At 60.9% G+C, this 25002-nt stretch carries 30 protein-coding genes and 2 pseudogenes; 20 read left to right on the top strand and 12 right to left on the bottom strand.

Translation table 11 applies throughout. The annotated features are described in order from the left end of the window. The first annotated feature begins 28 nt into the window (after positions 1 to 28). Positions 29 to 1930: a potassium transporter Kup gene (locus tag K2O50_RS14295; protein ID WP_050705358.1), complete on the top strand. Its 1902-nt coding sequence runs from the start codon at positions 29 to 31 to the stop codon at positions 1928 to 1930. Between the two features lie 73 nt (positions 1931 to 2003). On the opposite strand, the gene chrA is transcribed toward K2O50_RS14295, so the two are convergent. Next, positions 2004 to 3374 carry a chromate efflux transporter gene (gene chrA / locus K2O50_RS14290; protein ID WP_050705359.1) on the bottom strand — a complete coding sequence of 457 codons (1371 nt, stop codon included), beginning with the start codon at positions 3372 to 3374 and terminating at the stop codon, positions 2004 to 2006. Positions 3375 to 3722: 348 nt separating this feature from the next. Between chrA and K2O50_RS14285 the strand changes: the two genes are divergently transcribed. From K2O50_RS14285 to K2O50_RS14275, 3 genes are all read left to right on the top strand, one after another. After that, positions 3723 to 4706 (top strand): DUF1852 domain-containing protein, encoded by a 984-nt coding sequence (locus K2O50_RS14285; protein ID WP_050705360.1) that lies wholly within the window; start codon positions 3723 to 3725, stop codon positions 4704 to 4706. Between the two features lie 27 nt (positions 4707 to 4733). After that, entirely contained in the window at positions 4734 to 5762 is a 1029-nt protein-coding gene (locus K2O50_RS14280; RefSeq protein WP_050705361.1) for a methionine synthase, read from the top strand. An 86-nt stretch (positions 5763 to 5848) separates the two neighbouring features. Beyond that, positions 5849 to 6358 carry a flavin reductase family protein gene (locus K2O50_RS14275; protein ID WP_050705362.1) on the top strand — a complete coding sequence of 170 codons (510 nt, stop codon included), beginning with the start codon at positions 5849 to 5851 and terminating at the stop codon, positions 6356 to 6358. A 280-nt stretch (positions 6359 to 6638) separates the two neighbouring features. Here K2O50_RS14275 and K2O50_RS26665 read toward each other — a convergent pair. Both K2O50_RS26665 and K2O50_RS14270 read right to left on the bottom strand, forming a co-directional pair. Continuing rightward, positions 6639 to 6725 (bottom strand): annotated as a pseudogene (locus K2O50_RS26665) (cytochrome c5 family protein); the annotation flags it as partial. A 5-nt stretch (positions 6726 to 6730) separates the two neighbouring features. Beyond that, positions 6731 to 7222 carry a DUF1543 domain-containing protein gene (locus tag K2O50_RS14270; RefSeq protein ID WP_050705363.1) on the bottom strand — a complete coding sequence of 164 codons (492 nt, stop codon included), beginning with the start codon at positions 7220 to 7222 and terminating at the stop codon, positions 6731 to 6733. On the opposite strand from K2O50_RS14270, the gene K2O50_RS14265 reads away from it, so the two are divergent. The 5 genes from K2O50_RS14265 to K2O50_RS14245 all read left to right on the top strand — a co-directional run bounded on the left by K2O50_RS14265 (position 7221) and on the right by K2O50_RS14245 (position 10247). Beyond that, on the top strand, positions 7221 to 7421 hold the full coding sequence (locus tag K2O50_RS14265) for a hypothetical protein (protein ID WP_156329622.1): 201 nt from the start codon (positions 7221 to 7223) through the stop codon (positions 7419 to 7421). The genes K2O50_RS14270 and K2O50_RS14265 overlap by 2 nt on opposite strands. Positions 7422 to 7694: 273 nt before the next feature. Continuing rightward, a complete protein-coding gene (locus K2O50_RS14260; protein ID WP_050705364.1) occupies positions 7695 to 8231 on the top strand; it encodes a DUF3833 domain-containing protein in 537 nt (178 codons plus the stop codon). Continuing rightward, positions 8228 to 8533, top strand: coding sequence for a DUF6482 family protein (locus tag K2O50_RS14255; protein WP_050705365.1), 306 nt, complete (start codon positions 8228 to 8230; stop codon positions 8531 to 8533). The genes K2O50_RS14260 and K2O50_RS14255 overlap by 4 nt, the downstream gene beginning before the upstream one ends. A gap of 50 nt (positions 8534 to 8583) precedes the next feature. After that, on the top strand, positions 8584 to 10068 hold the full coding sequence (locus K2O50_RS14250) for a cryptochrome/photolyase family protein (protein ID WP_409077826.1): 1485 nt from the start codon (positions 8584 to 8586) through the stop codon (positions 10066 to 10068). Beyond that, positions 10065 to 10247, top strand: coding sequence for a DUF2256 domain-containing protein (locus tag K2O50_RS14245; protein ID WP_082337716.1), 183 nt, complete (start codon positions 10065 to 10067; stop codon positions 10245 to 10247). Before K2O50_RS14250 ends, K2O50_RS14245 begins: the two co-directional genes overlap by 4 nt. On the opposite strand, the pseudogene K2O50_RS14240 reads toward K2O50_RS14245, so the two are convergent. Then, a pseudogene (locus K2O50_RS14240) lies at positions 10185 to 10334 on the bottom strand (DUF2878 family protein); the annotation flags it as partial. The gene K2O50_RS14245 and the pseudogene K2O50_RS14240 sit on opposite strands and share 63 nt — an antisense overlap. Positions 10335 to 10620: 286 nt before the next feature. Here K2O50_RS14240 and K2O50_RS14235 point away from each other — a divergent pair. From K2O50_RS14235 to K2O50_RS14205, 7 genes are read left to right on the top strand one after another with little or no spacing between them, the layout of a single operon-like run. Continuing rightward, positions 10621 to 11298 carry a thermostable hemolysin gene (locus K2O50_RS14235; RefSeq protein WP_050705367.1) on the top strand — a complete coding sequence of 226 codons (678 nt, stop codon included), beginning with the start codon at positions 10621 to 10623 and terminating at the stop codon, positions 11296 to 11298. Further along, positions 11288 to 12751, top strand: a complete 1464-nt coding sequence (locus K2O50_RS14230) for an AMP-binding protein (protein ID WP_050705368.1) — start codon at positions 11288 to 11290, stop codon at positions 12749 to 12751. The genes K2O50_RS14235 and K2O50_RS14230 overlap by 11 nt, the downstream gene beginning before the upstream one ends. An 8-nt stretch (positions 12752 to 12759) precedes the next feature. Continuing rightward, positions 12760 to 13440, top strand: coding sequence for a TenA family transcriptional regulator (locus tag K2O50_RS14225; protein ID WP_028689319.1), 681 nt, complete (start codon positions 12760 to 12762; stop codon positions 13438 to 13440). Further along, positions 13427 to 14233: an SDR family oxidoreductase gene (locus tag K2O50_RS14220; protein WP_050705369.1), complete on the top strand. Its 807-nt coding sequence runs from the start codon at positions 13427 to 13429 to the stop codon at positions 14231 to 14233. Before K2O50_RS14225 ends, K2O50_RS14220 begins: the two co-directional genes overlap by 14 nt. Then, positions 14230 to 14871, top strand: a complete 642-nt coding sequence (locus tag K2O50_RS14215; protein ID WP_028689321.1) for a tetratricopeptide repeat protein — start codon at positions 14230 to 14232, stop codon at positions 14869 to 14871. The genes K2O50_RS14220 and K2O50_RS14215 overlap by 4 nt, the downstream gene beginning before the upstream one ends. A 2-nt stretch (positions 14872 to 14873) precedes the next feature. Then, positions 14874 to 15536 (top strand): response regulator, encoded by a 663-nt coding sequence (locus tag K2O50_RS14210; protein ID WP_050705370.1) that lies wholly within the window; start codon positions 14874 to 14876, stop codon positions 15534 to 15536. Next, positions 15533 to 16897 (top strand): sensor histidine kinase, encoded by a 1365-nt coding sequence (locus K2O50_RS14205; protein ID WP_050705371.1) that lies wholly within the window; start codon positions 15533 to 15535, stop codon positions 16895 to 16897. Before K2O50_RS14210 ends, K2O50_RS14205 begins: the two co-directional genes overlap by 4 nt. 260 nt (positions 16898 to 17157) lie before the next feature. Here the strand turns inward: K2O50_RS14205 and K2O50_RS14200 are convergent, their stop codons facing one another. Next, positions 17158 to 18255 carry a mechanosensitive ion channel family protein gene (locus K2O50_RS14200; protein ID WP_050705372.1) on the bottom strand — a complete coding sequence of 366 codons (1098 nt, stop codon included), beginning with the start codon at positions 18253 to 18255 and terminating at the stop codon, positions 17158 to 17160. Positions 18256 to 18327: 72 nt separating this feature from the next. Further along, the gene (locus K2O50_RS14195) at positions 18328 to 18828 is read right to left on the bottom strand and encodes a DUF4142 domain-containing protein (RefSeq protein ID WP_050705373.1); all 501 of its coding nucleotides are present in this window, start codon (positions 18826 to 18828) and stop codon (positions 18328 to 18330) included. Between the two features lie 326 nt (positions 18829 to 19154). Here K2O50_RS14195 and K2O50_RS14190 point away from each other — a divergent pair, with 326 nt between their 5' ends. From K2O50_RS14190 to xth, 3 genes are all read left to right on the top strand, one after another. After that, a complete protein-coding gene (locus tag K2O50_RS14190) occupies positions 19155 to 19319 on the top strand; it encodes a DUF6021 family protein (protein ID WP_177330839.1) in 165 nt (54 codons plus the stop codon). Between the two features lie 235 nt (positions 19320 to 19554). Next, positions 19555 to 19797, top strand: a complete 243-nt coding sequence (locus tag K2O50_RS14185) for a hypothetical protein (RefSeq protein ID WP_016486338.1) — start codon at positions 19555 to 19557, stop codon at positions 19795 to 19797. Further along, on the top strand, positions 19794 to 20591 hold the full coding sequence (xth, locus tag K2O50_RS14180) for an exodeoxyribonuclease III (protein WP_050705374.1): 798 nt from the start codon (positions 19794 to 19796) through the stop codon (positions 20589 to 20591). The genes K2O50_RS14185 and xth overlap by 4 nt, the downstream gene beginning before the upstream one ends. Here xth and K2O50_RS14175 read toward each other — a convergent pair. The 6 genes from K2O50_RS14175 to K2O50_RS14150 all read right to left on the bottom strand — a co-directional run bounded on the left by K2O50_RS14175 (position 20588) and on the right by K2O50_RS14150 (position 24235). After that, positions 20588 to 20854 carry a hypothetical protein gene (locus K2O50_RS14175; protein WP_082337718.1) on the bottom strand — a complete coding sequence of 89 codons (267 nt, stop codon included), beginning with the start codon at positions 20852 to 20854 and terminating at the stop codon, positions 20588 to 20590. The two genes, xth and K2O50_RS14175, sit on opposite strands and share 4 nt — an antisense overlap. Before the next feature lie 77 nt (positions 20855 to 20931). Then, on the bottom strand, positions 20932 to 21396 hold the full coding sequence (locus K2O50_RS14170) for a hemerythrin domain-containing protein (RefSeq protein WP_050705375.1): 465 nt from the start codon (positions 21394 to 21396) through the stop codon (positions 20932 to 20934). Between the two features lie 144 nt (positions 21397 to 21540). Continuing rightward, on the bottom strand, positions 21541 to 21984 hold the full coding sequence (locus tag K2O50_RS14165; protein ID WP_050705376.1) for a DUF421 domain-containing protein: 444 nt from the start codon (positions 21982 to 21984) through the stop codon (positions 21541 to 21543). A 9-nt stretch (positions 21985 to 21993) separates the two neighbouring features. Next, positions 21994 to 22500 carry a hypothetical protein gene (locus K2O50_RS14160; protein ID WP_220689816.1) on the bottom strand — a complete coding sequence of 169 codons (507 nt, stop codon included), beginning with the start codon at positions 22498 to 22500 and terminating at the stop codon, positions 21994 to 21996. A gap of 11 nt (positions 22501 to 22511) precedes the next feature. Beyond that, the gene (locus K2O50_RS14155; RefSeq protein WP_050705378.1) at positions 22512 to 23015 is read right to left on the bottom strand and encodes a CinA family protein; all 504 of its coding nucleotides are present in this window, start codon (positions 23013 to 23015) and stop codon (positions 22512 to 22514) included. 362 nt (positions 23016 to 23377) lie between these two features. After that, positions 23378 to 24235, bottom strand: coding sequence for a glucose 1-dehydrogenase (locus tag K2O50_RS14150; protein ID WP_050705379.1), 858 nt, complete (start codon positions 24233 to 24235; stop codon positions 23378 to 23380). A gap of 195 nt (positions 24236 to 24430) precedes the next feature. Between K2O50_RS14150 and K2O50_RS14145 the strand changes: the two genes are divergently transcribed. Further along, positions 24431 to 24955: a hypothetical protein gene (locus tag K2O50_RS14145; protein WP_016486361.1), complete on the top strand. Its 525-nt coding sequence runs from the start codon at positions 24431 to 24433 to the stop codon at positions 24953 to 24955. Positions 24956 to 25002 lie beyond the last annotated feature (47 nt).

Here is a 25002-nt window from a genome sequence, read left to right as displayed (position 1 = left end):
TTTACGCAATACTGACGAGACGTTACCTGTGAGCCAATCCGCAATCGTTGAAAACCCGTCCCACGCCAACAAGAGCGCGGGCGTCGGCCTGCTGGTCGCCGCCGTCGGGGTCGTCTATGGCGACATCGGCACCAGCCCCTTATATACGCTCAAGGAGGTGTTCTCCGGCCATTTCGGCGTGCAGGCCAACCTCGAAGGGGTGCTGGGCATCCTGTCTTTGGTGTTCTGGTCGTTGATCTGGGTGGTTTCGGTGAAGTACGTCCTGTTCATCCTGCGCGCCAGCAACCAGGGGGAGGGCGGGATCATGGCCCTTACCGCCCTGGCCAGGCGGGCGGCACGTCCTTATCCGCAGCTGAGCAAGGTGCTGGTGCTGCTGGGGCTGTTCGGCGCGGCGCTGTTCTACGGTGACAGCATGATCACCCCGGCCATCTCCGTGCTGTCGGCGGTGGAGGGTCTGCAGTTGGGCATCGACGGCATCGAGCATTGGGTCGTGCCGTTGGCAGTGGTGGTGCTGGTCGGGCTGTTCATCATCCAGAAGCACGGCACCGCGCGCATCGGCATCCTGTTCGGGCCGGTGATGGTGCTGTGGTTCGTGGTGCTGGGAGCGCTCGGCATCCATGGCATCATGCAGCGGCCCGAGGTGCTGCAGGCGCTGAACCCGTCCTGGGCGGCGCACTTCTTCGTCGCCCATCCGGGCATCGGCGTGGCGATTTTGGGCGCCGTGGTACTGGCCTTGACCGGTGCCGAGGCGCTCTACGCCGACATGGGACACTTCGGTCGCAAGCCGATTTCCCGCGCGTGGTTCATCCTGGTGTTGCCGGGTCTGGTGTTGAACTATTTCGGCCAGGGCGCGCTGATCCTCAACAACCCGGCGGCGGTGCGCAACCCGTTCTACCTACTGGCTCCGGAGTGGGCGCTGCTGCCCATGGTCGCGCTGGCCACCCTGGCCACCATCATTGCCTCGCAGGCGGTGATCTCCGGCGCCTTCTCGCTGACCCGCCAGGCCATCCAGCTGGGCTATGTGCCGCGCATGTTCATCCAGCACACCTCCAGCGAAGAGCAGGGGCAGATCTACATCGGCATGGTCAACTGGGCGCTGATGGTCGGCGTGGTGCTGCTGGTGGTCGGCTTCGAGTCGTCCAGCGCCCTGGCGGCGGCCTACGGCGTCGCGGTAACCGGCACCATGCTGATCACCACGCTGCTCGCCTCGGCGGTGGTGCTGTTGCTATGGAAGACCCCGCGCTGGCTGGCCATCCCCTTGCTGCTGGGCTTTTTGCTGGTGGACGGCCTGTACTTCGCCGCCAACGCGCCGAAGATCCTGCAGGGCGGCGCCTTCCCGGTGATCGCCGGCCTGGCGCTGTTCGTGCTGATGACCACCTGGAAGCGCGGGCGCAGCATCATCGTCGAGCGCCTGGATGAAACCGCCTTGCCGCTGCCCTTGTTCATCGCCAGCGTGCAGGCGCAGCCGCCCCATCGCGTGCAGGGCACGGCGGTGTTCCTCACCGCCCGCTCCGATGCGGTGCCCCACGCGCTGTTGCACAACCTGCTGCATAACCAGGTGCTGCACGAGCAGGTGGTGCTGCTGACGGTGGTGTCGGAGGATTCGCCGCGGGTGACGGAGGACAAGCGCTTCGAGGTCGAGGCATTTGGCCAGGGCTTCTTCAGGGTCAACCTGCACTTCGGCTTCATGGAGGAGCCTGACGTGCCCCTGGCGCTCAGCCACAGCAGCACGGCGGAGCTGGACTTCAGCCCCATGCGCACCACCTTCTTCCTGAGCCGGGAAACCGTGGTACCGACCAAACGGATCGGCATGGCCAAGTGGCGCGAGCACCTGTTCGCCTTCTTGCTGAAGAACGCCAACAGCAACTTGCGATACTTCAAGCTGCCACTGAACCGGGTGATCGAGCTGGGGACCCAGGTCGAGATGTGAGGGGGCTCAGGGGGGGCGGTGGTCCACGATGACTGTGAGGGGGCGAGCGCCTCCTCCCGAGCGATAGCAGGAATCAAGCCCGCAGCAGATGGACAGCCAGCCCGGCCACGGCGCAGGCAAACAGCACCTGAATCACGCCTCGCTTGAAGCGGAACAAGGCGACTGCCGCAGCAAACGCGATCACCGCTGAGGGCCAGTCGAATGCCCCGCTGAAGCCCTTTGGCCACAGCACGTGGTAGCCAAAGAACAGGGCCAGGTTGAGGATCACTCCCACGACCGCTGCTGTGATGCCGGTCAGCGGTGCGGTGAACTTCATCTCGTTGTGCGTCGACTCCACCAACGGGCCACCGGCGAGGATGAAGAGGAACGATGGCAGGAACGTGAACCAGGTGACCAGGCTCGCCGCGACCGCACCGGCAAGAAACGGGTGCTCGGTACCGAACATGGGATGCACGTAGCCCCCCACGAAACCGACAAAGGCGACCACCATGATCAGTGGTCCCGGCGTGGTTTCCCCCAAGGCGAGGCCATCGATCATCTGGGTCGGCGTCAGCCAGCCGTAGTGCCCGACAGCGCCCTGGTAGACATAGGGCAGCACCGCATAAGCACCACCAAAGGTCAGCAGTGCGGCCTTGGTGAAGAACCAGCCCATCTGCGTCAGGGTTGCACTCCAACCAAACGACAGCGTCAGCAGCCCCATGGGCAGGACCCAGAGCGCGGCACCGACCAGCAACAGGCGCAACAGCTGGCCCCAACTGAATTGTGCATGCTCGGGAGCCGGCGTGTCGTCATCTATCAGTGCCGGGCCATGGCTGCTCTTTGCGGCGTCGTGCCCGCGCCCGATCACGAACTGGCCTGGGGCAAAGCGGCCTCCCACATAACCGATGATCGCGGCCATCAGCACGATCAGCGGGAACGGCATGTTGAGGGCGAAGATGGCAACGAACGAGGCGCCGGCCATGGCCCACAACCAGCCATTCTTCAACGCGCGCGAACCGATCCGGTGGGCTGCATGGACGACGATCGCCGTGACTGCCGGCTTGATGCCGTAGAAGATCCCTGCGACTACCGGGACCTCACCGAAGGCGATATAGACCCAGGACAAACCGATCAGGATGAACAGTGAGGGCAACACGAACAACACGCCGGCAATCACCCCGCCCCAGGAGCGGTGCATGAGCCAGCCGATGTAGGTGGCGAGCTGCTGAGCCTCAGGGCCGGGCAGCAACATGCAGTAATTCAGCGCATGCAAGAACCGCTTCTCGCTGATCCAGCGCCGGCGCTCGACCAGCTCCTGATGCATGATCGAAATCTGCCCGGCGGGCCCGCCGAAGCTGATGAATCCCAACTTGAGCCAGAACAGGAAGGCTTCAAACAAACTGACCGGCTGCCGGGTGGCTGGCGAAGGTGGCTGTGTGTTCACAGCGGAGGGAGTATCAACCATTTTGAGCTTCCTCACTTGCGAAAGCCGTCAGCAGGCCATCGCAAATGCCCTCGGCTACCGTTTTCAGTTGATCGTCATTCTCTCAAGCCCGCGAGCATACGCGTTTTCCGAGGCCGCGTTCCAGCGCAGGCAGCGGCGTCGTGCGGGCTATCGGTATCGCGCAGGGCGTGGATCGTGCGCACGTGCCTTAGATCGATCATGAGGAATATTAAAGATCGACTCAAAAAAAATGAGTTTGTCTCATTATGGTCGTTTACTGACAATCCCCCCATTGAATTTTTCCTTCGAAGCCGGGCAAGCAGGAAGACTTTTCAGGATCTACTTCGGGAATCAGGGTGCCGGGTCACAATGAATAAAACCTTTACGTTCGCCATTAAAAGTATTCGTTTCGACGAAGACTATCTGCCTGCGGACAACACGCGCATCACCACCAACTTTGCCAACCTGGCCAGGGGCGCGAGCCGCCAGCAGAACCTGCGCAACACGCTGGCGATGATCGACAATCGTTTCAATGCCCTGGCGCATTGGGACAACCCCAAGGGTGACCGTTATTCGGTAGAGCTCGATATCGTTTCCGTCGAGATGAAGATCGCGGGTGAGCAAGCAGGCGATGCCTTGCCGCTGATCGAGATCCTGAAAACCAGCATTGTCGATCACCAGACCAACGAGCGCATCGAAGGCATTGTCGGGAACAATTTCTCCTCTTACGTACGGGACTATGACTTCAGCGTGCTGTTGCTGGACCACAACAAAGGGCAATCCGGCTTCAGCACGCCGGAAGCGTTTGGCGAGCTGCACGGGAAACTGTTCAAGTGCTTCGTGAACTCGAGCGTTTTCAAGGAGCACTTCAACAAACTGCCGGTCATCTGCCTGAGCGTTTCGAGCAGCAAGACCTACCAGCGTACTGAAAATCAGCACCCGGTCCTGGGGTATGAGTACCAGCAGGATGAGTACTCATTGACCGATGAGTACTTCGCCAAGATGGGCCTGAAGGTGCGCTACTTCATGCCGCCGAACAGTGTCGCGCCGTTGGCGTTCTACTTTGCCGGCGACCTGTTGGGCGATTACACCAATCTGGAACTCATCAGCACCATCAGCACGATGGACACCTTCCAGAAGATCTACCGCCCCGAGATCTACAACGCGAACTCCGCAGCAGGTAAATCCTATCAGCCAAGCCTGAAGCACCAGGACTACTCGTTGACTCGAATTGTCTACGACCGCGAAGAGCGCAGCCGTCTGGCCATTGAGCAAGGCAAGTATGCAGAAGAACAATTCATCAAGCCGTACCACGCTGTGCTGCAGCAGTGGTCCGCTCATTACGCTGTTTGATCGATCGAATACACAAGGCCTTGCGTCATGAAAAAACTACTCCCCACTTCGACTGCCGGCAGCCTGCCCAAACCTTCCTGGCTGGCGCAGCCGGAAACCCTCTGGTCGCCCTGGAGGCTGCAAGACGAGGCGCTGACCGAGGGCATGCAGGACGCGCTGCGTCTGTCGTTGCACGAACAACAAGTCGCCGGTATCGACATCGTCAGCGACGGTGAGCAGACCCGTCAGCATTTCGTCACCACGTTCATCGAGCACCTCGACGGCGTCGACTTCGAGAAGCGTGAAACCGTCCGCATTCGTGACCGCTACGACGCGAGCGTTCCGACGGTCGTGGGCGCCGTGGCTCGTCAGAAGCCGGTGTTCGTGGAGGACGCCAAGTTCCTGCGTCAGCAAACCTCGCAGCCGATCAAATGGGCGCTGCCAGGCCCCATGACGATGATCGATACGCTGTATGACGCGCACTACAAAAGCCGCGAAAAGCTGGCCTGGGAATTCGCCAAGATCCTCAACGAGGAAGCCCGCGAGCTCGAGGCTGCCGGCGTTGACATCATCCAATTCGACGAACCCGCCTTCAACGTGTTCTTCGACGAGGTGAACGACTGGGGCGTTGCCACCCTGGAGCGGGCCATCGAAGGGCTCAAGTGCGAAACGGCCGTGCACATCTGCTATGGCTATGGCATCAAGGCCAATACCGACTGGAAGAAGACCCTGGGTTCGGAGTGGCGCCAGTATGAGGAGGCGTTCCCCAAACTGCAGAAATCCAAGATCGATATCGTCTCGCTGGAGTGCCACAACTCCCACGTTCCGATGGACCTGATCGATCTGATCCGCGGCAAGAAGGTGATGGTTGGGGCCATCGACGTGGCCAACCACGCCATCGAAACCCCGGAGGAAGTGGCCAATACCCTGCGTAAAGCGCTTCAGTTCGTGGATGCCGACAAGCTCTACCCGTGCACCAACTGCGGCATGGCGCCGTTGCCGCGTGCCGTGGCACGCGGCAAGTTGAATGCGTTGAGCGCAGGTGCAGAGATCGTGCGACGAGAGCTCGCGAAGTAAGGCTGAGCGCGAGGTGGAAGGGCGGGGCGCGCAGCTTCGGCCCTTTCCTATTGCTGACGGGTCGCACCCCATATCCAGGATCTACTATGTCGCTCTTCAGTACTGCCATCGAGCCACTGCGCTTTCGCGAAGCGCTCGGGCACTACGCCTCCGGCATCACGGTGATCACCTCGCACTGTGATGGCGAGCCGCTCGGCTTTACCTGCCAGTCGTTCTACAGCGTGTCGATGAACCCGCCGCTGGTGTCATTCAGCGTCATGTCCAATTCGGCCAGCTACCCCGGGATTCGCAAGGCCGGCCGCTTCGCGGTCAATATCCTGTCGGGTGAGCAGGTCGGGATTTCCAACCAGTTCGCACGGCGCGGCACGGATAAGTGGCAGGGCGTCGACTGGCAGGCTTCGCCGCTGGGCAACCCAATCATCGCAGGCAGCTTGCATTGGCTCGATTGCGAGATTCACGCCGAATACGCCGCCGGTGACCATCTGATCGTGATTGGCGAGGTGAAAGCGCTGAACTTGCAGGAAGCTGCGGCTGCCCAGCCATTGCTGTACTTCAAGGGGCAGTATTGCAACCTCGCCGAGATCAGCCCGGCCTGAGCCTTGGCAATGGCCAGCACGGCCGAGGTCCAGCCCCGCTCTGGGATTTACCGGCATGCCCACGCCACCCACTTCATGGATGGCACCGACGATGCGCTGGTCAGCGCCCTGGGCAGACAGTTGCTTGGCGCATATCAGGGGGCGGCGGGGTGAATTTTGCCGCGCCTTCTTCGTCACCCGTGGATTGGACAGGTTCATCGGACGAGGAGGGCCCGTGCAGACTGATCACGTATTGAGCAGGCAGCCTTCCACCTGGCTGTTGCGCAGCTTGCTGGGCGCATCACTTGGACATGTAGTCGATCACTGCCTGGTAGTCCTCGGCGGTGCAGTCCATGCACAGGCCTCGCGCCGGCATGGCGGTGAAGCCGGTCTTCAGAGCAGGATGTAGTCACTGAACTGGCGGATACCTCCATGCTCGCCCTTGACCAGATGCACATAGCGTCCCGCCACCAGATCGACTGGCAGGCAATCGTCGACGTCGAGCACAGCGTCGGTATGCGGCTTGAGCCAATCTGCCGCCATGCGTTGCTTGCCCAGGCGCTTGGCCTCGGCCTTGTCGGTGGCCGCCACTAGAAGGTAGCGATGCGCTTCACCGAATACCTGCCGTTCATAGCCGCCCAGGTTCAGGAAGAACAGGCGCATGGTGTCGGGGCCCGGAGCCACCTGGCTCAGTTCGACGCGATAACCATCGACACCGGCAACTTCCAGCCAGGAGTCGATGTGCAGGCCTTTGGCGCTGCCGAACCAGGCTTCGCGCAATTGCGGATAGAGCTGTTCCAGCGTATCGGCCTGGGCGAAGACCACATCGTGGACTTCGATGTGGGCTCGAGGGTGACGACCGCCGAGCATGACGATGTAGAGCATGATCGATCCTTCAGGGCAGCAAAAAGCGCTGTGGCGTGAACACTACAACGCTGTTCGCCAAGCACGCAATCTGCGTAACGGTTGCCTGAACACCCTGTGCAGACGTCGCCAGGCCAGTAAGGCCTATGCGTTGCTGACCTTGGCATTCGTGCCTGGCGATATTGCTAGTGACCTGATCGAGGTCTGGCGCTGTCCATAAAAATCTATACGGTTGCAACGAATAATTGTACAAGATGCTATTGTTGTACAGTATTTGCGTGCGATCGAGGTCATTATGGCGCACCGTACTCGTTGGACTTGCCTTTGTCTGTTACTGGTTATCTTCTCGGCGGGCGCGAGCTGGAGGGCCGAGCTGCCTGGTGCGCAACGGCTCTGGAGTGGTGAGTTTCTTCTCCATCTGGCTAGACCCACGCTCCAGGGGCCCGCAACTGCGCCTGCTTGGGCTGGCTAGCAACGACTGAGGAACATGAACATGTACAAAGTACTGTTGCTCGTTTCCTGCGTGCTTCTGGGCAGCTGCAGCAATGTCGTTGTCGAGCACTATGCCCAGGAGCAACCGAAACTGGACCTGGCTGCATTCTTCTCGCGACCAGTGCAGGCCTGGGGGATGTTCCAGAAGCGTTCCGGGGAAGTGGTCAAGCGCTTCCACGTGCGTATCGACAGCCGCCGCGATGGTGAGCGGCTGATTCTCGACGAACATTTTCTCTATAGCGATGGCACTCGCCAGCAGCGTACCTGGACACTGGTGCCAGACGGTCCTGGTCGCTGGCGCGGAACGGCAGGAGATGTGATCGGCGAGGCGCGCGGTGAAGTGGCGGGTAACGCGTTGCGATGGCGTTACCAGCTGGACCTGCCAGTTGACGGGCGGCACTGGCAGGTAGACCTGGACGACTGGATGTATCTGATGGATGACGACACCCTGATCAACCGTTCAAGCATGAGCAAGCTGGGCATCGAAATCGGCCAGATCACCCTGTTTTTCCGCCGCCAGCCAGAGGGCACACAATGAACCTGATAGCGCTTACCCAGCTGGTCTCGACTGGCGAAGCAAAGGAGCTTGAACTGCTGTCGCTGGAGGGTGGCTTCTACCTTCTGCGCGCCTTGACCGACGCCGGCCCCGTGACATTGAGCGACGCCCATGGGCAGCCCGTTCGCGTGCGTTCCACTACCGAGCTGCGGCAGCTGTTGGCCGACCTGCCACCCGTGCCTTGCGTGCTGGTACAGCAGGTGGTGCATGATGAGATGTGCGGGCAACGTGACGGCCCCATTGCGCCGCTTCGCGTACCGGTCACGCTCACCAGCCAATGGTAGCCTGAACGATGCGCCTGGGCCTTGTGCTGGGTGACCAGCTGTCGTTCGACCTGGCGAGCCTGGCTGCCCTTGACCCCGCCCGCGATGCTGTTCTGATGGCGGAAGTGGAGGGTGAGGCTCGCTATGTGCCGCATCATCCGCTCAAGATCGTGCTCATCTTCAGTGCCATGCGGCACTTTGCCCAGACCCTGCGTGAGCGGGGTTGGCAGGTGCATTATGTCGAGCTCGATGCTGACGGCAACAGCGGCAGCATCGTTGGCGAGTTGCATCGCTGGCAAGAAGCCCTGGGCGCCACGCAAATTCACCTGACCGAGTGCGGGGAATGGCGCCTGGAGCAGGCTCTGCGTGATGCCGGTTTGCCCCTCGTGTGGCATCGCGACACGCGTTTTCTGTGCTCTCGCGAAGCCTTTGCGCGCTGGGCCCACGAGCGTCGTCAGCTGCGTATGGAGCACTTCTACCGTGGCATGCGCAAACGAACCGGCCTGCTTATGCAGCCCGACGGCAGCCCGGCAGGTGGGGCCTGGAATTTTGATGGTGACAACCGCAAGCCCCTGCCTCGCCAGTTGCGTGGGCCGTTCGCTGCGCATTTCGCGCAGGACGGGATCACAGCAGCGGTGGTCGCCTTGGTACGACGGCGCTTCAGCGACCACTACGGGGACATCGACGGCTTTGACTACCCCGTGACCCATGCCGAGGCAAAGCAGCTGTGGCAGCACTTTCTGGATTTTGGCCTGGCGGCTTTCGGCGACTACCAGGACGCGATGGCCGAGGGCGAGCCGTACCTGTTCCATGCGCGCATCAGTGCGGCGCTCAACATCGGGCTTCTGGATGTGCGATGTGTGTGTGAGGAGGTCGACAAGGCCTGGCGCGAGGGGCGGGTGCCGCTCAATGCAGCTGAAGGCTTCATTCGCCAGTTGATCGGCTGGCGCGAGTATGTGCGCGGTATCTATTGGCTGCGCATGCCTGAATATGCCGGGCTCAATCACCTGGGCAACGACCGAGCGCTACCTGAATTCTATTGGACCGGGCGCACCCGCATGCGCTGCATGGAGCAAGCCATCGGGCAGACCCTGCGGTTGGGCTACGCGCACCATATCCAGCGGTTGATGGTGACCGGCAACTTCGCCTTGCTGGCGGGTATCGTGCCTACCGCGATTTGCGAGTGGTACCTGGCGGTGTATATGGATGCCTTCGACTGGGTCGAGCTGCCCAACACGCTTGGCATGGTGATGCACGCCGACGGCGGCTACCTGGGGTCCAAGCCATACTGCGCCAGTGGTCGTTACATCCAGCGCATGTCCGATCATTGCAAGGCGTGCAGTTACAAGGTGAATCATGTGATCGAGGACGATGGCTGCCCGTTCAATGCCCTGTACTGGCATTTTCTCATCCGCCATCGCCCCCTGCTGTCAACGAACCCGCGTTTGGCTCTGGTCTATCGCAGCCTTGATGGCATGACTGTTAGTCGGCGCGATGCCGTGTGGCAGCGTGGCCAAGCACTGTTGGCGCGGCTTGATGCGCAGCAGCCGTTATGAAAAAGAGTCTTTTGCCCAGCAAGGTCTGCGTGGTATGTGATCGGCCGTTCAACTGGCGCAAGCGCTGGGCTCGCTGTTGGGACCAAGTGCGCTACTGTTCAGAGCGATGCCGCAGGTCAGCGCCGCGCCGCGAGGCGCGCGAGCAGTGGCATGGCCAAGGTCCATATCGGCCTCAGTAGCTGGCCGGTTTGCAGCGTGCCAAGCGTCAGTGCGACATCTGCAAACCTTGCGCCGCCTACGTAGGCCAACGGGCCACCCAGTGCACCCGTCCCTACAAACCCAGTTGGAGCGCGCAACGCGCCCAAGCCTTCACCTGGAGCAGTCCGGGCAGCATTTTGATCCGCATTTGGTCCAGGTCATCCAAGGATGCTTCGAGCAAATCGAGCAGTATTTCGAATCATCCAAAACGGCACAGGGCCTTCGCATACAACGTGGGTGTTTGCAGCATTTAGCCGTCAGGCCGAATTCACCTAAAGTCGAAAACGTCACTTCAGATTCTATTCAGATTCGACCCCGATAATCCCTCCGTCGAACCCAATCGGGGGGAGTTTCATGACCGAATCTCAATGGAGCAGTCTGCTCCCGCTACCCATCGGTAGCCATGCCAACCACCGCGCGCAGCTTTCGCTTTGTCTGGAGGGAGATGCTTCACGTGCGGATCTTGAGCAATTCATCCACACGTGCTTTGCCGCCGTGCATCAAGCGAATGTGCAGCATTACCTACCAGAACTCTTGGCATTGCATGACAGCCACGGCCGCCTGATCGCCGCGGCCGGCATGCGCCCGGCCAGCCAGGGTCCAGTATTTCTCGAACGGTACCTGGACGTGCCTTTGGAAACCGCCGTTTCTCAAGTTGCGGGTATTTCATTGGATCGCCCCTGCATAGTCGAAGTAGGAAACTTGGCCTCCCTCAGCGCTGGCAGTGCTCGCATCATGATCATCGCTGTCACGTGGTTGTTGGCCAACCGCGGCCTTGAGTGGGTCACGTTCACTGGGGCGGCGACACTGATAAACAGTTTTCAACGGCTTGGGCTTACGCCCTGCGTGTTGGCCGCCGCCGATCCTGATCGCCTACAGGGGCAGATGGATCAGTGGGGGACCTACTATGACCAACATCCGCAGGTGTTTGCCGGAAACATCGGCTATGGCTTCGACGCCCTGACCCGAGCCGGCGTGTTCCAAAGGCTGGGTTTTCCAGTGCTCGCCGAGGAGACTGGCCATGCCGCGTGAACTGGAGCGGTTTCAAGAGCTGCTGATGTCGTTCGCCCGCGATCATGCCGGTGCCGTGGCGGTGAAAGGTGATGCTCACAGCTACACATACCGGCAGTTACTCGGTGAAGTGGGACTGCGAGCCCATGTGCTGCACCGGCAACCTGCTGGGGCATTGGTGCTGGCCCTGGATAACGGCCCTGATCTGCTGTTCTGGGACCTGGCCGCCTTGTTCGCGGCGCGCCCCTGCGTGATCGTGCCGTCGTTCTTCAGCGCGACGCAGTTTGATCACTGCATTGCCCAGAGTGGTGCTTCAACCGTGCTTTGCACGACGCAGTGGGAGCCGCGACTGGTCAGTGAGGGGTTTGTTCAGGAAGGTGAGTTCTGGGTGCGCGAGCGGTTGGCCAGCGCCCGATTGCCTGATGGTACCGCCAAGATTACCTACACCTCTGGCAGCACCGGGCACCCTAAAGGTGTCTGCCTGAGCGCTGACGCCATGCTGCGGGTAGCACGGGAATTGGAGGCGGCAAGCCGGCCCACTGAACCGCAGCAGTACCTGGCCGTGCTGCCTTTGGGCGTATTGCTGGAGAACCTCGGCGTCTATGCAGCACTGATGGCGGGTGCCTGCGTACAGCTCTATCCGCAGCATCAGTTGGGCATGGGCGGGGCAAGTCAGGTGGATTTCAAGCGACTGCTGGGCGCCATTGCCCTCAGTGGTGCGCAGAGCCTGATCCTCGTGCCGCAGTTGCTGATGGGGCTGGTCACGGCCATTGAGCGCGGGTTGATGCGCGTTGGCCCACTGCGTTTCGTGGCGGTGGGCGGTGCCCGGGTATCGCCAAGCCTGCTAGCCCGGGCCGAGGCGGTCGGGTTGCCGGTGTTCGAAGGCTACGGCCTGTCGGAGTGTGCCTCCGTGGTCGCATTGAATCGCCCTGGTGCCCTACGCCACGGCAGCGTCGGCCAGCCATTGCCCCATGTGCAAGTGCGTATTGCCGAGGACGGCGAGGTGCTGGTGGCCGGCTCGACACTGCTTGGCTACCTGGAGGACGCCCCGGTGACCCAGTCCTGGTGGGCAACGGGCGACCTGGGCCACCTCGACGAAGAAGGCTATCTGTTCCTCGATGGACGCAAGAAACACCAGTTCATCACCAGCTTCGGGCGCAACGTCAACCCGGAGTGGGTAGAAGCCGAACTCACCCAGAGCGGCGTCATCGCCCAGGCATTCGTGCATGGCGAAGCCTTGCCGCACAACCTGGCTCTGCTTTGGCCTCTTGACCCTGCCGCCAGCAACGATGCCATCGAACAGGCCGTGCAGCAGTGCAACGCGCAGCTGCCCGACTACGCCCGGGTACATACCTGGCGGCGCTTGCCGGCCCCCTTCAGCACCCATGACGAAACCCTGACTGCCAACGGCCGCCCGCGACGCGAGGCGATCCTGCAGCACTACCAAACCCTGTTATCCGACATCTCGTGGTGAGGCTCCCCATGTCCTTTTTCGACACCCTGCAACTACAAACAACCCAAGAGCGTCAGGCGTTGTTCGCCGTACCGGTGATCCGTGACGCCCTGGCCGGCCAGGTCAGCCTGGACAGTTACATTGCCTTCCTGACCCAGGCCTACCACCATGTCCGCCACACGGTTCCGCTGATGATGGCCTGTGGCGCGCGCTTGCCGTCGCGCCTGGAGTGGCTGCGCGGCGCGGTGTGCGAGTACATCGACGAGGAATACGGCCACGAGCAGTGGATCCTCAACGATATCAACGCCTGTGGTGGTGATTGGGAGGCGGTGCGTGATGGTCGGCCGGCGCGGTCGATCGAGCTGATGGTCGCCTACCTCTACGACCTGATCGCCCGCGGCAACCCGGTCGGGCTCTTCGGCATGGTCAACGTGCTCGAAGGCACCAGCATCGCCCTGGCCACCCAAGCGGCGGGCACGATCAAAACCACACTGAACCTGCCTGACAAGGCGTTCAGCTACCTGAGCTCCCATGGGGCGCTGGACCAGGACCACATGGTGACCTACAAGCAACTGATGGATCGCCTCGATGATGCCGCAGACCAACAGGCCGTCATCCATGCGGCGAAGGTCGTCTACCACTTGTACACCGAAATGTTCCAAGGCTTGCCGCGCGCGGGGCAGCTAGAGGTGCATCATGCGCTTGCCTGAGTCCGTGGTGATCCTCACCGGTGCCAGTGGCGGCATCGGCCTGGAGCTGGCCGAACAGTTGTGCGCTGCCGGCGCCCAGGTACTGGCTGTCAGTCGGCACATGGGCAAGCTGGCAGGCTTGATGAATCGCTACCCGGATCGCCTGCGTTGGCAGGAGGCCGACTTGCGCAGCCAGGCGGGGCGCGAACAGGTCGTGAGCCGAGCCCGCGAGATGGGCACTGTCAACGTGCTGATCAATGCGGCCGGCGTGAATCGCTTCGCCCTGCTCGACCAATTGGACGAGCACGAGCTCGACGAGCTGCTGGACATCAACCTCAAGGCACCGCTGCAGCTGACGCGCGCCTGTCTGCCGCTGCTGCGTGCTCAGCCCAAGGCACTGGTGGTCAATGTCGGGTCCACCTATGGCTCGATCGGCTATCCCGGCTACGCCACCTACTGCGCCAGCAAGTTCGCCCTGCGCGGTTTCTCCGAGGCACTGCGACGCGAGCTGGCCGACACCACGGTCAACGTCTTGTATGCCGCCCCCCGGGCGACCCGTACCGGCATGAACAGCAGTGCTGCGACTGCGCTCAATCAAGCGCTTAAAGTCGGCATGGACGACCCGGCGGATGTTGCTCGGGCCGTGCTCGAGGCGGTGCAGTCCGAGCGCAGCGAACTTTACCTGGGGTGGCCGGAAAAGCTTTTCGTGCGCATCAACAGCATGTTGCCGGGCGTGGTCGACCGCGCACTGCGCAAGCAACTGCCCCTCATTCGGCGCTATATCGCTAGCCACTCCAAGGAGTCGATCAAATGAAGCGTCTGTTCGTCGCCAGCTTGTTGGCATTCGCACCCTTGACCTGGGCATTGGACCAGGCAGGCACACAGCACCTGAGCGATCTGCAGCAGCACTGGGCGCAGATCCAGTACCAGGTACCCAAGGACAAACGTGCCGACGCCTTTGAAAAGCTCTCCGCTGACGCGGCGGCATTCGTTCATCAGTACCCCGGATCACCTGAGCCGTTGATCTGGCAAGGCATCATCGACAGCAGCTGGGCGGGCGCCACCGGTGGCCTCGGCGCACTGGGCAAGGTCAAGGCGGCGAAGGCCAGTCTTGAGCAGGCCATGAAACTGGACCCCAATGCCCTGCAGGGTTCGGCCTATACCAGCCTGGGCACTTTGTACGACCAGGTGCCCGGCTGGCCAATTGGTTTCGGCGACACCGACAAGGCTGACGCCCTGCTGCGCAAGGCGCTGCAAATCAACCCCAATGGTATCGACAGCAACTATTTCTGGGCCGATCATCTGTATCGGCAAAAGCGCTACCCTGAGGCTACTGCTGCTCTGCAGAAAGCCTTGCAGGCCCCGGCCCGGCCAGGACGTGAGTTGGCTGACCAGGGCCGGCGTGCCGATATCGATGTTTTAATGAAAGCGATCAAGGACAAACAGGACTGAACATGCGGCTGCTGCTGGTTGAGGACGACATCGCACTGGGAGAGGGCATCTGCGACGGCTTGCGCCAGGAAGGCTATACGCTCGACTGGTTGCGTGACGGCGTCAGTGGCTTGCATGCGCTGCAGCATGAAGCCTTCGACCTGGTGATCCTGGACCTTGGCCTGCCGCGCATGGATGGCCTGGAACTGCTGCGGCGGGTGCGCGCCGGCGGCGACAGCCTGCCGGTGCTGATCCTCACCGCGCGGGATGCGCTGGACGACCGCATTACCGGGCTTGATGCCGGTGCCGACGATTACCTGGTGAAACCTTTCGACCTCAACGAACTGAAGGCACGCTTGCGCGCCTTGCTGCGGCGCAGTGCGGGGCGGGCGAAGGTAGTGGTCGAACATGCCGGGGTCAGCCTCGACCCCGCCACCCAGCAAGTGCACTACAACGGTGTCGAAGTGGTGCTGACCCCGAAGGAGTATGTGCTGTTACATGAACTGTTGGCGCAACCCGGCAAGGTATTCACCCGCGAGCGCCTGACCCAGCTGCTGTATGGCTGGGACGAAGAGCCCGAGAGCAATACGCTGGAGGTGAACATCTACCACCTGCGCAAGAAGCTGTTCAACGGGTTGATCCGAACGGTACGCGGCATCGGCTACCTGGTCGAGGCCAAGGCATGAGCTCGCTGCGCCAGCGCACACTGTGGCGGGTGATGTTGTTGCTGCTGCTCGGCACCGGTCTGCTGGCGCTCTACAACTACCACGACAGCCGCCGCGAAATTAACGAGGTGTATGACGCCCATCTCGCCCAGAACGCCCGCCTGCTGCAGGGTGTCATGAGCCTGCCGGTGCAGGACGGCTCGCGTGAGGCGCTGTACCGGGCCTTCAACGAAGCGTTGGGCAGGGCAGGGCGACATCAGGTGGGGCACCCTTACGAAAGCAAGCTGGCTTTTCAGGTCTGGCAGGTCGGCGGAGCCCTTCTGGTGCATACACCCAGCGCGCCAGCGTTCGATTCGCCACCGACGGCACCAGGCTTCTACGACTTCACCAGCGGCGGCGAACAATGGCGCGGTTTCGTCTTGCCGGTGCCGGAAAAACGCTGGGTGATCTGGGTCGGCGAGCGTGATGACGTACGCTACGACCTGATCGACCGTATTGTCCGCCATACCCTGTTCCCGTTCCTCCTGGGCAGCCTGGCATTGGCGCTGTTGGTGTGGGCGGCGATCGGCTGGGGGCTGCGGCCGTTGCAGAACATGGCCAATGTCATCCGCGCGCGCCACGCCGACTCTCTTGAGCCGTTGCAACTGGTGCCGCTTCCCTCGGAGCTTGAGCCGATGCAGGCCGCCATCAATCGCCTGTTGGCGCAGATCGAGGACCTTTTGCGGCGTGAGCATCGGTTCATTGCCGATGCCGCTCACGAAATGCGCACGCCGCTGGCCGTCCTGCGCCTGCATGCACAGAACGCGCTGGCCGCCAGCAACGACATGGAGCGGCAAAAAGCGCTGGGGTTCCTGATGGGCGGGGTTGACCGGCTGACCCGGGTGGTCAATCAGTTGCTGACACTCGCCCGCGTCGAGCCGAAACTAGGGCAGCGTGCCAGTACCTGGGTCGACCTGGCCGAGGTAGTTACCGAGACCTTGGCTGAGCTGACCCCGTGGATACTTGATCGCGGCCTGGAGCCCTCGCTGGAGATCGGTGAAGGCGACCATCACCTGGCGATCGATGCTGGCGCGTTGGGCATTGCGCTACAGAACCTGGTGTCCAACGCGGTTGAACATTCACCCCCGGCAGGCCGCATAACCGTATCACTCAGGCGTCTGGATGGCGCCTTGGAGCTGGTGGTCGAGGACGAGGGGCCAGGTATCGATGAAGCAAGCCTTTCTCGTGTATTCGAGCGCTTCTATAGCCGCAACAGCCCGAATGGCGCCGGCCTTGGTCTGTCGATCGTTGCGACCATCATCGATCGCCTGGGCGGGCAGGTCCGGTTGGAGAATCGAGCGGGCGGGGGACTGGCCGCCACCTTGCTGCTGCCAAGGGATTGAGTCCATCGGCACATGCGCTGGGCAAGTCCTGCCAATGACCTGCGGCGCAACGCAACGTTGATAGCTTCAGACTGCGCCGCCCGGGGTTGAACTGGCGCTGAGCCTCGCCGCCGGTTCGGCGAGGCCAGGAGGGCAGCAGTTGTGCGACTGCCTGGCCATCCTTCTGGCGGCGTTGGTCTTGTGCACGATCAGGTACATCGGTGGGGACGGCATCGGGTAAACGCCCAGCTGGCCGAGATGGGCCAAAATGCGACCCGCCGTCACAGTACCTGAGACTGAACGAAGGGTTGCGGCAGCGCCGTAACTTTGATGGCACGCACTGGCACGGCAAATTTGGCGCCGATTCGGGTGAAGCGTTCGAGCAGGTGAAAGTTGATGGCCTGTTGAATATCCATGTAGAGGTTATAGCCGGGGTCTCTCACGATATAGACGCATTCGAACTCCAGCGCCTCTTTGCCAAAGCCGCGCAAGTGAGCGCGGTCGAAACGCACCTGCTGCTGGGCCTTGATCGCCTCTTCGACGATGGCGGGCGCCTGTTTCACCGCCTCGGTGGGCGTGTCGTACGACAAGCCGAACTCGAACACGATGCGTCGCTCCTGCAAGCGCTTGTAGTTCTGGATGGTGCTGCTGATCATGCTGGCATTGGCCATGACGATCTGCTCACCGCCCAGGCTGCGGATGCGGGTAGTCTTCAGCCCAACATGTTCCACCGTGCCGGCCAGTGGGCCGATGACGATGAAATCACCGACTTCAAAGGGTTTGTCGACGGCAATCGACAATGAGGCGAACAGGTCACCCAGGATGTTCTGCACGGCCAGGGCCACGGCAATGCCGCCTACACCCAGGCTGGCCACGAAGGCGGTGATATTGACGCCGAGATTGGACAGCATGGCCAGCAACACCACCGACCACAGCAGCACCCGTGCCCCCCAGGCCGAAAGCGTGGCCAACGCACTGCCTTGATACAGGCCGTCGGCGCTGTGCCGGCTGAAGTAGCGGGTCAGGCCCAGCGCGATGGCGCGATTGACCCAGAGGCCGATCTGCAAGGCGGCGACCACGAACCACAAGCTACTGACCCGGCCCAACCAGCGCTCGGGCAGGTCCAGCATGCTCAAACCGACCAGCAGCGAAGCGAGCAGCAGCAGGCTGTTGCTGGTACCAGCCAGTACCTTGGCCAGCACCTGACTCATTGCCCCGTCATGTTCGGACCAGCGCTGCACCCGGCGCATCAACAGGCCGATGACAGCTCTGGCAATCACGAACGTCAGCACGGCGACGCACAGCGCTACCAACAGGTTGAGGATGGAAATGCCGAAGAATGTGGAGTCGGTTAACAGTTCGATGATTCGATCATTCATGGGGAGCCCACCTCCAGATGGCTCAAGGCAGGGCCGCAAGGCGGCCCCTGGGATTGCGCGGTGACGTGTGGGTTACTTGCCGTGGGTGGCTTGCAGCGCCTTGGCCTGTTCCAGATGGTGTTGCAGCGTTGGCAGCTTGTCGCTGGCAAAGGCCTTCAGCTCAGGCTTGTCGGAGGAGGCGGCCTCTTTCTTGAACAGCTCCACGGCCTTTTCGTGCGCGTCGACCTGGTTATTGACGAAGGACCGGTCGAACGACTCCTCGCGCCATTCGAGGATCATCTTCTTGACCTTGTCGGTCAGCGCCGCCTCGTCGGGCACGCTGATGTCCAGCTTGCGGGCGATATCACCGAGTTCCTGGTTGGCTTTGGTATGGTCTGTGACCATTTGCTGGGCGAATTGCTTGATGTCTGCGCTTTGGCTCTTTTCCTGCGCCAGGTTGCCGGTGACCACTTCGGCGATACCGGCTTCAGTGGCCGCATCGACGAAATCGTCCGAAGACGCTGCCTGTACCTGCAGCGAAGCCAGGCCCATCAACAGGGTTACCCCGGCGATTTTCAATAATGGTTTGTTCATCTGTCACTCCTTCGCTTGGTGGCTGCGACCTCTATGCCGCAATCGGTTGAGCCGTAGGAGCAGGTGAAGGTTTAGTTTTTCTCGAATAACCGGCCACTGTGAGGGCGCAACCGGCGTTTTGGGCACCGCTCATCCACTATGTCGCAATCAGAACGAACTCACGGGTACCGTTCAGACTTGTCCAGCAGATGGCATGTAGAAGGAACTTTACCGATCTTGCGATCCTCCACCGGATGCCAGTGCTTCACCGAAATATTTCATGAACAGCCCGTTCAGAAAGGGGCAAGACCCTCACGGTGAATACATCACACTCCGGAGACCGCAAAATGAACAAATCCGACGATCAGCAGCAGAAAGGCCCCTATTCTTCCGATCATGCAACGACTGATCAGGACCTGGGATTCGATCCGGACTCTCCAGACCTGGACGACCCTCAAGTGGACCCCCAAGGCCCAGCGAAAGCGCCCAGGGATGTGGAAAAGAAACCGTGAGCTTGCCTACCCTGATTGAAGGCGGGTATATCATCCGGCATGCGGCGGGTGATCAGATTCCCGTCCACCACCTCTTCATCTACTTTCGCCAGGTGTGGACGTGGGACGTCTCGGACGGAGTGAGAAGTTCCATCGCACTACTTCAGCGGTAGGGTTGCTAACCGTCTGACCGTTGCGGTTGAACATTGCGCGGCGCTTGGGCTCTCACTTGCAGGGATATAACGAGGCGGCCGTCATGAGCATCGAACGCAGCATTCCTGAACTTGAAGCCTGGTACGCGCAGTACGACGACATCAGCTACCGGCGCGAATCGCCGGACGCCTACCACCATGAACTGGTTCGCACCGCCGAGGCGCTACGGGACGATGGCGCCATTGACTGGGATGACTGGTTGGCGCTGAAGGCACTGGCCGACGAGGCACATATCCGGGCTCTGGAAGATGCCGTGCAGGCTCATGTGAGCGACCCTGACGCATGAGAGCGCTGAAGATCGCCACCTTCAATATCAATGGCATCCGCAGCCGCCTGCCCGCGCTGTTGGCCTGGCTGGAGCGAGAGCAGCCGGACATTGCCTGCTTGCAGGAGCTAAAGGCGGCCGACCAGCAGTTTCCTCGCCAGGCCATCGAAGCGGCAGGTTATGGCTGCCTTTACCAGGGGCAACCCTCCTGGAACGGCGTGGCGATCCTGGCGCGCGATAGCGAGCCGCTGGAGGTACGTCGCGGGCTGCCCGGCATGCAGGACGATCAGCAGAGCCGCTATCTCGAAGCTGCGGCGCACGGTGTACTGGTGGGCTGCCTTTACCTGCCCAACGGCAACCCGCAACCCGGCCCGAAGTTCGATTACAAACTGCGCTGGTTCGAGTGCTTGATCAAGCATGCCCAAACACTGCATGTCAGCAGCCATCCTGCGGTATTAGCGGGGGACTTCAACGTTGTGCCCACCGATCTGGACATCTATAACCCGCGCTCATGGCTCAAGGACGCGCTGCTGCAACCTGAATCGCGGGCGTTATTCCAAGAATTGTTGGCCCAGGGCTGGGTCGATGCTGTTCGTCACCTTTATCCCGAGCAGCGCATTTACACGTTCTGGGACTATTTTCGCAATCACTGGGCGCGTAATGCCGGGCTTCGTATCGACCACCTGCTGCTCAACTCGGGTCTGAGCCCCTATTTGAAGCGGGCGGGCGTGGATGCCTGGGTGCGCAACGAAGCCAAGGCCAGTGATCATGCGCCGGTCTGGATCCAGTTGGGCGGGCGCCGCCAGCAACGCTAGGCTGTTCCCTGCAACGTGTGGGCAGCTTGCAGTTGTGTGTTTTTTCGCCACCCTCGAAGATTCATGGCACACAGGCACAATTGCAGGATGATCAATGCCCAGGCTTCTGCTTGCCAGCCCCAGACGGCCCACAGAACGTTGCTTGCAAGAAAACAACAGAAACCTGCCTTCCTGCGCCCCGGACGGCGTGAACCGATGCACCAGGCTGCCAGCACGGTCATTACCATGGCGGGCCATTCAAGTAAGCCAATCCAATATTCCATGAAACCTTCCGACTGATGATGGGTAACCGAAACTGATCACCTGCCAGCGTACTGAGCGCTGGCAGGTGATCGCGTGACTAAGCTGCTCGCTGCTCGCCCTTGAGCATCTTTTTCTGCATTTCCATGGTTTGCCCAAGCTCCTCGAGGGTGTCCTTGCTGAGCAGCTTCTTCGCGGTGGGGAAGAGCTCGCCTTCCTCTTCCTCGATGTGATGCTCCAACAACTCTTTCATGACCTTGACCCGCCCGGCGAATTCGACGGTGCCGGTTTCGGTATGCAGGAGGTCGGGTAGGACGAGGGAGTCGACAGTCCGGTGTTCTTCCTTGGCCTCGTAGTACATCTTCGCTTCTTCCTTACCACCCGCTTGCTTGATGGCCGGGTAGAGGATTTCTTCCTCGAGCGTGGTGTGGATCTGCAACTCCTGCTCGATCCTGTGGAGCAACTCGGCCCGTTTCTTCACTGCGCGCTCGGTGGTGGTCGACAGTTCTTCGAGCAGTTTTTTCACCAGCTTGTGGTCTTGAATCAGTAAGTCGATGGCGTTCATTGGCGTTACCTCATCACGGATTGAGTCAAGAACTTGCTCGTGGTTGAGTACGCGCAGAGTGACAGGGTTCAATGCTTACGATGGCTGGCATCATCGCGTGTGCTCGCGAAGCGGTAGTCGTAGCTTTACTGTTGCCAAAAGGCCTCACTTGGCAGGAATGATCGAAATCTTTCCATTGCGTTCGACGATGGCGAACTTGACCTGCTCAATGTTCTCGATGCCTTGGCTGTCCCGCGCTGACTCAAGGATGTCGTCCTCCGTAAGGCGTGCCCGACGCATGCGGTGATGCAGAAAGCGCCCATTCTCGACAACCAGGGTAGCGTGCCCATCCAGAAACCTGGCCAAGGGCTTGGAGTTGAGCTTTGCGAGCGAAAGGCCGACGTCCAGAACGATCAGCGTGGCAATCACCAGCATGGCATTGGTGAACGAAAAGTCCTCGCCCAGAAGCGCCTGTTGGGTGGCTTCCCCGATGATCAGCAGCAAGACGAAGTCAAAGGTCGTCAGGTCGGCCAGCGAGCGCCGCCCGGCTACGCGAAACAGCAGCATGAGGGCGACGTACATCCCGGCTGCGCGGAGGATCGAATCCATGACGCACTCCTAGGGGTAAAGGAATGTGGAGAAACGAACGGCGCTTTTGGGGCCAGCCCTGACGCTGCCCTCCAGAGTGCCTACGTGCTCGCTTCGAAGGGTCAGGTACAAGGTGGCCACGCCATCTTGCCTTGTACCCAATTGGAACAGCATGGCCTGGCCATGCGACATCGACCGTTGTGGCTCCGGCTGTAACGTCTCGATACTGGCGTCACGAAGCAATGATCCTGCGAGTTGCACCTCTACCGGCTGACCAGGGGTGCCCTGAACGGTGATGAAAAGGCTATCTGTCGTGCCGCTTCGGCTGAGGCGCTGATACTCAACCCGTACCCTGCCATCCTGGCTCACCACCTCGGCATCGCTCAACGGGCCGTTACCGAACAGACCTGCCAAGGCAAGCAGTACCATGGTCACGAGTACATACCACCCCACGCGCTCGAAGCGCCAGACGCGCTGCTGCATCGGTATGTCTTCTTGAACAGGGTGACGCCGGGATACCAGTTCATCTTCCGACATGATCACAGCCCTCAAGCGCGCTCACCGTGTAACCAGCGCTGGTGATAGTGGGAAACCTGGGTCAGACCGAACAGGGCGCCTTCGCGCATGACTTCAGATCGCTCGCCGAAGAACCGTCGAGTGCGTGTGAAAACGGCAATTGGATCGCCGGCGAAAGCCCACGCAAAGCACATCGTCCCCGGCGGTATTCCGGATTCGGGCGCCGGGCCGGCAACCCCGGTGCTGGCGATAACCACATTGGCATCGCTGTCTCGCAAGGCGCCCAAGGCCATTTCCCAGGCCACTGCTTCGCTGGTCAAGCCGTATCGTTCGATGGTTTCGGCGCTGACGCCCAACAGGCGTTTCTTGGCGCTGGGTGAGTAGACGACGTAGCCGCTTTCCAGCACCTCTCCGGTACCCGGTACCGCCGCCAGCAAAGCCACCATGCAGCCCGCAGTGCACGATTCTGCTGTGGTCAAAATCAGTTTGTTGTTCTTGAGATAGCCGAGGGCGGCCAGTACAGGGTCGTTTGCCATTCCAGTGTCGACTCGCTTGTTTTGCGGTGGACGCGATCCTGGGGTATTTGGTTCATCGCATCTATTGCCCGGCTATCTCGAGAAGTGAATGTGACGTGAACTTTGCCCGTGCTTCGGCTTCCCTAGTTCAAAGGCAATGGCAGGAGAGCAACATGAAGAAAGTGAGCGATAGGCAAAAGGAGTCTGCGCAGACCAGGCCGCATGGGGAAGAAGAGCGAGACAACGATGCTCATCGTCCGGATGGATCCACCGGTACATCACATGACTCGACAGCGCAAAAAACGGCCCGTGATCACGATCGGGACAAACACTGAAACTGCCACGCAAAAAGGAGGCCCGCCAGCACGGCGAGCCTCTTTGCGCTAAAGGATCGGTTTGCCGCCAGTCACCGCGTAACGTGAGCCACTGATGTAACTGGCCTCGTCGGAGCCCAGCAGCACGTAGATCGGCGCGACTTCGACCGGCTGCCCCGGCCGCCCCATCGGGTAGCTGGAACCAAAGTTCTTGACGGCCTCGTCCGGCATGGTTGCCGGAATCAAAGGCGTCCAGATAGGGCCTGGCGCGACACTGTTGACCCTGATGCCTTTCTTGCCCAGCAACTGAGCCAAGCCAGCAGTGAAATTGGCAATGGCCCCCTTGGTCGTGGCATAGGCCAGCAGGCTGGGGGATGGATCGTCGGAGTTGACCGAGCTCGTATTGATGATCGAACTGCCCTTGGGCATGGAAGGCAGTGCCGCCTGGCAAATACGGAAGATGGCGGTGATATTGGTATCGAACGTTTTCACCCATTCATCATCGTCGATTTCCTCCAGGGTCTCGTGGGACATCTGGAATGCCGCGTTGTTGACCAGGATGTCGATACGCCCGAACTGGCGGACGGTCTTTTCGACGATGTCGTAGCAGTGCTGTTTCTGCGCCAAGTCTCCGGGCAACAGCAGGCATTGACGGCCCGCGGCCTCGACCCAGCGCGCGGTTTCTTGCGCGTCTTCATGCTCATTCAGATAAGCGATGGCGACGTCGGCACCTTCCCGGGCATAGGCAATCGCGACTGCCCGCCCGATGCCGCTGTCTGCTCCGGTGATGAGTGCAATTTTGCCTTCCAGTCGATTGTGGCCGGCATACGACTGCTCACCACAATCCGGGTAGGGTTCCATCTTGCGCTGTGAGCCGGGGACATTTTGAGGCTGTGAAGGGAAGGGCGGGGTAGGGAAGTCTCGCATGGTCAAAGCTCCTGCAGTTGAGAACGTTCATACCGGTTCGAGAGGCCGGGCCCCGGCGTGTTGGTTTCAATCTACGGTTGATACGACGAGCGGTGCGGGATACCAATCCAATTGAATTTCACGCCCCATCGCCGTTCTACCGAGCTCAGCTCCAGGCGCATCTCGTCGTTCGGAGCCCAACTCCCGGAGTAGCAAGTGCCTCGAATCATTACCCCAACGACCCCTGAACACGAGATCAGCGAGCACAATGCCAGGATGTTTGGCTCTCCCAAGGAGCGTCTGGACTTTTACCGGCGTGAGATCCAGTACGAAACCAGCATCCTGGCCAACCGCACCGACGCCTACCTGGCGGCGCAGTCATTCCTGGTCATCGCCTTCGTCTCCTCCATGGGCAACCTAAATCAAGGATGGGGCGAGATGTTCACCCTGATCGTGCCTGCGTTCCTCGCCCTGCTCGGGGTATTGAGCTCGCTCAATGCCTGGCCTGGCATCCGTGCGGCCTACAACATCATCGATCATTGGCAGCTCAAGCAAAGCCATCTGCTGCGCAGCGAGCCGTTGATGGGGTTGGCTTACGACGAATCGCCGCTGTTCTGCGAGGCGGAAACCTCGCGTGCAGGCCATCGGAAATCACTGCTGTTCTCGCTGCGCACACCGTGGATCTTTCTGGTGTTCTGGGTGCTGCTGGGTAGCTACTCGGTGTACATCCAACTCGCCTGACAGTCCGCTGCATGGATTGGCTGCGCGTCGTCCTGCGAATCCGATGG

Source organism: Pseudomonas sp. 2hn, from assembly GCF_019646095.1.
In the GTDB taxonomy this organism is placed as follows: Bacteria; Pseudomonadota; Gammaproteobacteria; order Pseudomonadales; family Pseudomonadaceae; genus Aquipseudomonas; species Aquipseudomonas peradeniyensis.
Note: the sequence above shows the minus strand (reverse complement) of the source record. Positions and strands in the feature narration are given on the sequence as shown.

Bases quoted from the DNA above. Each gene is read 5' to 3' on its own strand.
- K2O50_RS14155 (WP_050705378.1), bottom strand. From the start codon at position 23,015: ATGGCAAACGACCCTGTACTGGCCGCCCTCGGCTATCTCAAGAACAAC.
- K2O50_RS14280 (WP_050705361.1), top strand. From the start codon at position 4,734: ATGAAAAAACTACTCCCCACTTCGACTGCCGGCAGCCTGCCCAAACCT.
- K2O50_RS14185 (WP_016486338.1), top strand. From the start codon at position 19,555: ATGAGCATCGAACGCAGCATTCCTGAACTTGAAGCCTGGTACGCGCAG.
- K2O50_RS14205 (WP_050705371.1), top strand. From the start codon at position 15,533: ATGAGCTCGCTGCGCCAGCGCACACTGTGGCGGGTGATGTTGTTGCTG.
- chrA (WP_050705359.1), bottom strand. From the start codon at position 3,374: ATGGTTGATACTCCCTCCGCTGTGAACACACAGCCACCTTCGCCAGCC.
- K2O50_RS14170 (WP_050705375.1), bottom strand. From the start codon at position 21,396: ATGAACGCCATCGACTTACTGATTCAAGACCACAAGCTGGTGAAAAAA.
- K2O50_RS14260 (WP_050705364.1), top strand. From the start codon at position 7,695: ATGTACAAAGTACTGTTGCTCGTTTCCTGCGTGCTTCTGGGCAGCTGC.
- K2O50_RS14200 (WP_050705372.1), bottom strand. From the start codon at position 18,255: ATGAATGATCGAATCATCGAACTGTTAACCGACTCCACATTCTTCGGC.
- K2O50_RS14245 (WP_082337716.1), top strand. From the start codon at position 10,065: ATGAAAAAGAGTCTTTTGCCCAGCAAGGTCTGCGTGGTATGTGATCGG.
- K2O50_RS14275 (WP_050705362.1), top strand. From the start codon at position 5,849: ATGTCGCTCTTCAGTACTGCCATCGAGCCACTGCGCTTTCGCGAAGCG.
- K2O50_RS14195 (WP_050705373.1), bottom strand. From the start codon at position 18,828: ATGAACAAACCATTATTGAAAATCGCCGGGGTAACCCTGTTGATGGGC.
- K2O50_RS14190 (WP_177330839.1), top strand. From the start codon at position 19,155: ATGAACAAATCCGACGATCAGCAGCAGAAAGGCCCCTATTCTTCCGAT.
- K2O50_RS14215 (WP_028689321.1), top strand. From the start codon at position 14,230: ATGAAGCGTCTGTTCGTCGCCAGCTTGTTGGCATTCGCACCCTTGACC.
- K2O50_RS14160 (WP_220689816.1), bottom strand. From the start codon at position 22,500: ATGTCGGAAGATGAACTGGTATCCCGGCGTCACCCTGTTCAAGAAGAC.
- K2O50_RS14220 (WP_050705369.1), top strand. From the start codon at position 13,427: ATGCGCTTGCCTGAGTCCGTGGTGATCCTCACCGGTGCCAGTGGCGGC.
- K2O50_RS14235 (WP_050705367.1), top strand. From the start codon at position 10,621: ATGACCGAATCTCAATGGAGCAGTCTGCTCCCGCTACCCATCGGTAGC.
- K2O50_RS14270 (WP_050705363.1), bottom strand. From the start codon at position 7,222: ATGCTCTACATCGTCATGCTCGGCGGTCGTCACCCTCGAGCCCACATC.
- K2O50_RS14150 (WP_050705379.1), bottom strand. From the start codon at position 24,235: ATGCGAGACTTCCCTACCCCGCCCTTCCCTTCACAGCCTCAAAATGTC.
- K2O50_RS14175 (WP_082337718.1), bottom strand. From the start codon at position 20,854: ATGGAATATTGGATTGGCTTACTTGAATGGCCCGCCATGGTAATGACC.
- K2O50_RS14165 (WP_050705376.1), bottom strand. From the start codon at position 21,984: ATGGATTCGATCCTCCGCGCAGCCGGGATGTACGTCGCCCTCATGCTG.
- K2O50_RS14230 (WP_050705368.1), top strand. From the start codon at position 11,288: ATGCCGCGTGAACTGGAGCGGTTTCAAGAGCTGCTGATGTCGTTCGCC.
- K2O50_RS14225 (WP_028689319.1), top strand. From the start codon at position 12,760: ATGTCCTTTTTCGACACCCTGCAACTACAAACAACCCAAGAGCGTCAG.
- xth (WP_050705374.1), top strand. From the start codon at position 19,794: ATGAGAGCGCTGAAGATCGCCACCTTCAATATCAATGGCATCCGCAGC.
- K2O50_RS14265 (WP_156329622.1), top strand. From the start codon at position 7,221: ATGATCGATCCTTCAGGGCAGCAAAAAGCGCTGTGGCGTGAACACTAC.
- K2O50_RS14285 (WP_050705360.1), top strand. From the start codon at position 3,723: ATGAATAAAACCTTTACGTTCGCCATTAAAAGTATTCGTTTCGACGAA.
- K2O50_RS14255 (WP_050705365.1), top strand. From the start codon at position 8,228: ATGAACCTGATAGCGCTTACCCAGCTGGTCTCGACTGGCGAAGCAAAG.
- K2O50_RS14210 (WP_050705370.1), top strand. From the start codon at position 14,874: ATGCGGCTGCTGCTGGTTGAGGACGACATCGCACTGGGAGAGGGCATC.